This is a genomic window from Pseudomonas sp. PB106 (genome assembly GCF_009764645.1).
Classification (GTDB): domain Bacteria; phylum Pseudomonadota; class Gammaproteobacteria; order Pseudomonadales; family Pseudomonadaceae; genus Aquipseudomonas.
This window is the reverse complement of the sequence record NZ_RWIM01000162.1, coordinates 1-3,463: the sequence shown is the minus strand read 5'-3', so window position 1 is coordinate 3,463 and position 3,463 is coordinate 1. Positions and strand designations below refer to the sequence as shown.

General features: G+C 60.4%; 3 protein-coding genes. All 3 read left to right on the top strand.

All coding sequences use genetic code 11. The features are described 5' to 3' along the window. Positions 1 to 154: 154 nt before the first annotated feature. Complete coding sequence (locus EJA71_RS21030) at positions 155 to 1,228, top strand: BMP family ABC transporter substrate-binding protein (RefSeq protein ID WP_158959477.1); 1,074 nt, start codon at positions 155 to 157, stop codon at positions 1,226 to 1,228. 149 nt (positions 1,229 to 1,377) lie between these two features. Beyond that, a complete protein-coding gene (locus tag EJA71_RS21025) occupies positions 1,378 to 2,343 on the top strand; it encodes a 2-oxoglutarate and iron-dependent oxygenase domain-containing protein (protein ID WP_158959476.1) in 966 nt (321 codons plus the stop codon). Positions 2,344 to 2,423: 80 nt separating this feature from the next. Then, a complete protein-coding gene (locus EJA71_RS21020; RefSeq protein ID WP_158959475.1) occupies positions 2,424 to 3,377 on the top strand; it encodes an adenosine deaminase in 954 nt (317 codons plus the stop codon). Positions 3,378 to 3,463: the final 86 nt, after the last annotated feature.

Below are 3,463 nucleotides of genomic sequence, written 5' to 3'. Positions count from 1 at the left end.
CGCGAGCAAGCTCGCTCCCACAGGTGACCGCATTTCAATGTGGGAGCGAGCTTGCTCGCGAAGGCCGCGCCTCGGTTTCGGCAGGGTTTGTTGTCCTGTTGGTCAGCAATTTGCATTAGCCCTGACCACACACAACAAAATGGAGCTCCAATTCATGCAAATACGTCCGCTGCACAAACTGCTGTGCGCCGCCCTCGGTCTGGGGATCAGCCTGAGCGCCAGCGCTGCCGATCCGCTGAAGGTCGGTTTCGTCTACATCGGCCCGATCGGTGACCACGGCTGGACGTATCAGCATGAGCAGGGGCGCAAGGCGCTCGCCGAGAAATTCGGCAATCAGATCGCCACCAACTACGTCGAGAACGTCGCCGAGGGCGCCGACGCCGAGCGGGTGATCCGCAACATGGCCAAGGACAAGTACGACCTGATCTTCACCACCTCTTTCGGCTACATGAACCCGACGCTGAAAGTCGCCAAGCAATTTCCCAAAGTGACGTTCGAACACGCCACCGGCTACAAACAGGACAAGAACCTCGGCACCTATCTGGCGCGCACTTACGAGGGGCGCTACGTCGGCGGGTTCCTCGCGGCGAAGATGACCAAGACCAAGAAGATCGGTTACGTCGCCTCGTTCCCGATCCCCGAGGTGATCCGCGACATCAACTCGATTCAACTGGCCCTGAACAAATACAACCCGGGCACCGAGATCAAAGTGGTGTGGGTCAACTCGTGGTTCGACCCGGGCAAAGAGGCCGACGCGGCCAACGCGCTGATCGATCAGGGCGTCGACGTGGTGTTCCAGCACACCGACAGTCCGGCGCCGATTCAGGCCGCTGAACGTCGCGGTGTGTACGCGGTGGGTTACGCCTCGGACATGGCGCACTTCGGCCCGAAAGCAGTACTGACCTCGATCGTCAACGACTGGGCGCCGCACTACATTCAGGCGACGCAGAGCGTGATCGACCACACGTGGAAATCCCAGGATTACTGGGGCGGGCTGAAGGAAGGCACGGTTGAACTGCCGATCAGTGACCTGGTGCCGGCACCGGTGAAAGCCGAGGCCGAGCAGATCATTGCCGACATCAAGAGCGGTGCGTTCCAGCCGTTCACCGGGCCGATCAAGGATCAGGCCGGCGTGGAGAAAATCCCGGCGGGTGTGAGCGCGACCAATGCAGAACTGGCGTCGATGAACTATTACGTTGAAGGCATGAAGGCTGAAATGCCGAAGTAATCTACCTGCCCCCCGATCGTTCCCACGCTCTGCGTGGGAATGCCGCCCGGGACGCTCCGCGTCCCTGCTGAAAGCGGACGCAGAGCGTCCATTGAGGCATTCCCACGCGGAGCGTGGGAACGATCTCCCGTACTTTTCAAGGATTGTGTATGGATCAGCTTCCGATCATCGACATCAGCCCGCTCTATTCCGACGACGAAAACGCCTGGCCCGCCGTGGCCGGGCAGATCGACCACGCCTGCCGCGAGTGGGGCTTCTTCTACATCAAGGGTCACCCGATTTCGCCGCAGCGCATCGACGCCGTACTCGATCACACGCGCCGTTTTTTTGCTCTGCCAGCAGAGGAAAAACTCCAGATCGACATCACCCAGACCCGCCATCATCGCGGCTACGGCGCCATCGCCACCGAGCAACTCGACCCGAGTAAACCCAGCGACCTCAAAGAAACCTTCGACATGGGCCTGCACCTGCCGGCCAATCACCCCGACGTGCTTGCGGAGAAGCCGTTGCGCGGTCCCAACCGGCATCCGTCACAAACGGGTTGGGCGGACTTGATGGAACAGCACTACCTCGACATGCAGGCCCTCGCGCAGACCTTGCTGCGCGCGATGACCATCGCGCTGAACATCGAACGTGATTTCTTCGACAGCCGCTTCGTGGATCCGGTCAGCGTGCTGCGCATGATCCATTACCCACCGCGCCACACCGCCAGATGCGCCGAGCAACAAGGCGCCGGCGCGCACACCGATTACGGCTGCATCACCTTGCTCTATCAGGACAGCGCCGGCGGCTTGCAAGTGAAGAACGTCAAAGGTGAATGGATCGACGCGCCACCGATCGACGGCACCTTCGTGGTCAATCTCGGCGACATGATGGCGCGCTGGAGCAACGACCGTTATCGCTCGACCCCGCACCGCGTCATCAGCCCGCTCGGGGTGGATCGCTATTCGATGCCGTTCTTTGCCGAACCGCACCCGGACACCCACATCGAATGCCTGCCCGGTTGCCAGGACGCACAGCACCCGGCGAAATATCCGACGACCACCTGCGCCGAATTCCTGCTGTCGCGCTTCGCCGATACCTACGCCTATCGCCGTGAGCAGGAAGCCGTTTGATGGATCGCTTGGTCAGGTTTTGCCAATTGTTTCGGCGAGCATCTGTAGAATGCCGTCATTGCACCTGATGAGAAAAGAATATGTACGACTGGCTCAACGCCTTGCCCAAGGCTGAACTGCACCTGCACCTGGAAGGCTCGCTGGAGCCCGAGCTGCTGTTCGCCCTGGCTGAACGCAACAAGATCGCCCTGCCGTGGAACGACGTGGAAACCCTGCGCAAGGCTTACGCCTTCAACAACCTGCAGGAATTCCTCGACCTGTATTACCAGGGCGCTGATGTATTGCGCACTTCGCAGGACTTCTACGACCTGACCTGGGCTTACCTATTGCGCTGCAAGGCGCAGAACGTGATTCACACCGAACCGTTCTTCGACCCGCAGACCCACACCGACCGGGGCATCCCGTTCGAAGTGGTGCTCAATGGCATCGCCGCCGCGCTGAAGGATGGCGAGCAGCAACTGGGCATCACCAGCGGTTTGATCCTCAGTTTCCTGCGTCACCTGAGCGAGGAAGAAGCCGAGAAAACCCTCGATCAAGCGCTGCCGTTCCGTGACGCGTTTGTCGCCGTCGGTCTGGACAGTTCCGAGATGGGCCACCCGCCGAGCAAATTCCAGCGTGTGTTTGATCGTGCCCGCCACGAAGGCTTCCTGACCGTTGCCCACGCCGGCGAAGAAGGCCCGCCGGAGTACATTTGGGAAGCCATCGACCTGCTGAAAATCCAGCGCATCGACCATGGCGTGCGCGCCATCGAAGACGAGCGCCTGATGCAGCGGATCATCGACGAGCAGATCCCGCTGACGGTGTGCCCGCTGTCGAACACCAAGCTTTGCGTGTTCGATCATATGTCGCAGCACAACATTCTCGACATGCTCGAGCGCGGCGTGAAGGTCACGGTGAACTCCGATGACCCGGCGTACTTCGGTGGTTACGTGACCGAGAACTTCCATGCGCTGTACGAGCATTTGGGCATGACCCAGGAGCAGGCCAAGCGCCTGGCGCAAAACAGCCTGGATGCGCGCCTGGTAAAACCCTAAGCAACACCGCAAAACCCTTGTAGGAGTGAGCCTGCTCGCGATAGCGGAGTGTCAGTTGAAACAACTGTATCTGACACTCCGCTATC

Bases quoted from the DNA above. Each gene is read 5' to 3' on its own strand.
- EJA71_RS21030 (WP_158959477.1), top strand. From the start codon at position 155: ATGCAAATACGTCCGCTGCACAAACTGCTGTGCGCCGCCCTCGGTCTG.
- EJA71_RS21025 (WP_158959476.1), top strand. From the start codon at position 1,378: ATGGATCAGCTTCCGATCATCGACATCAGCCCGCTCTATTCCGACGAC.
- EJA71_RS21020 (WP_158959475.1), top strand. From the start codon at position 2,424: ATGTACGACTGGCTCAACGCCTTGCCCAAGGCTGAACTGCACCTGCAC.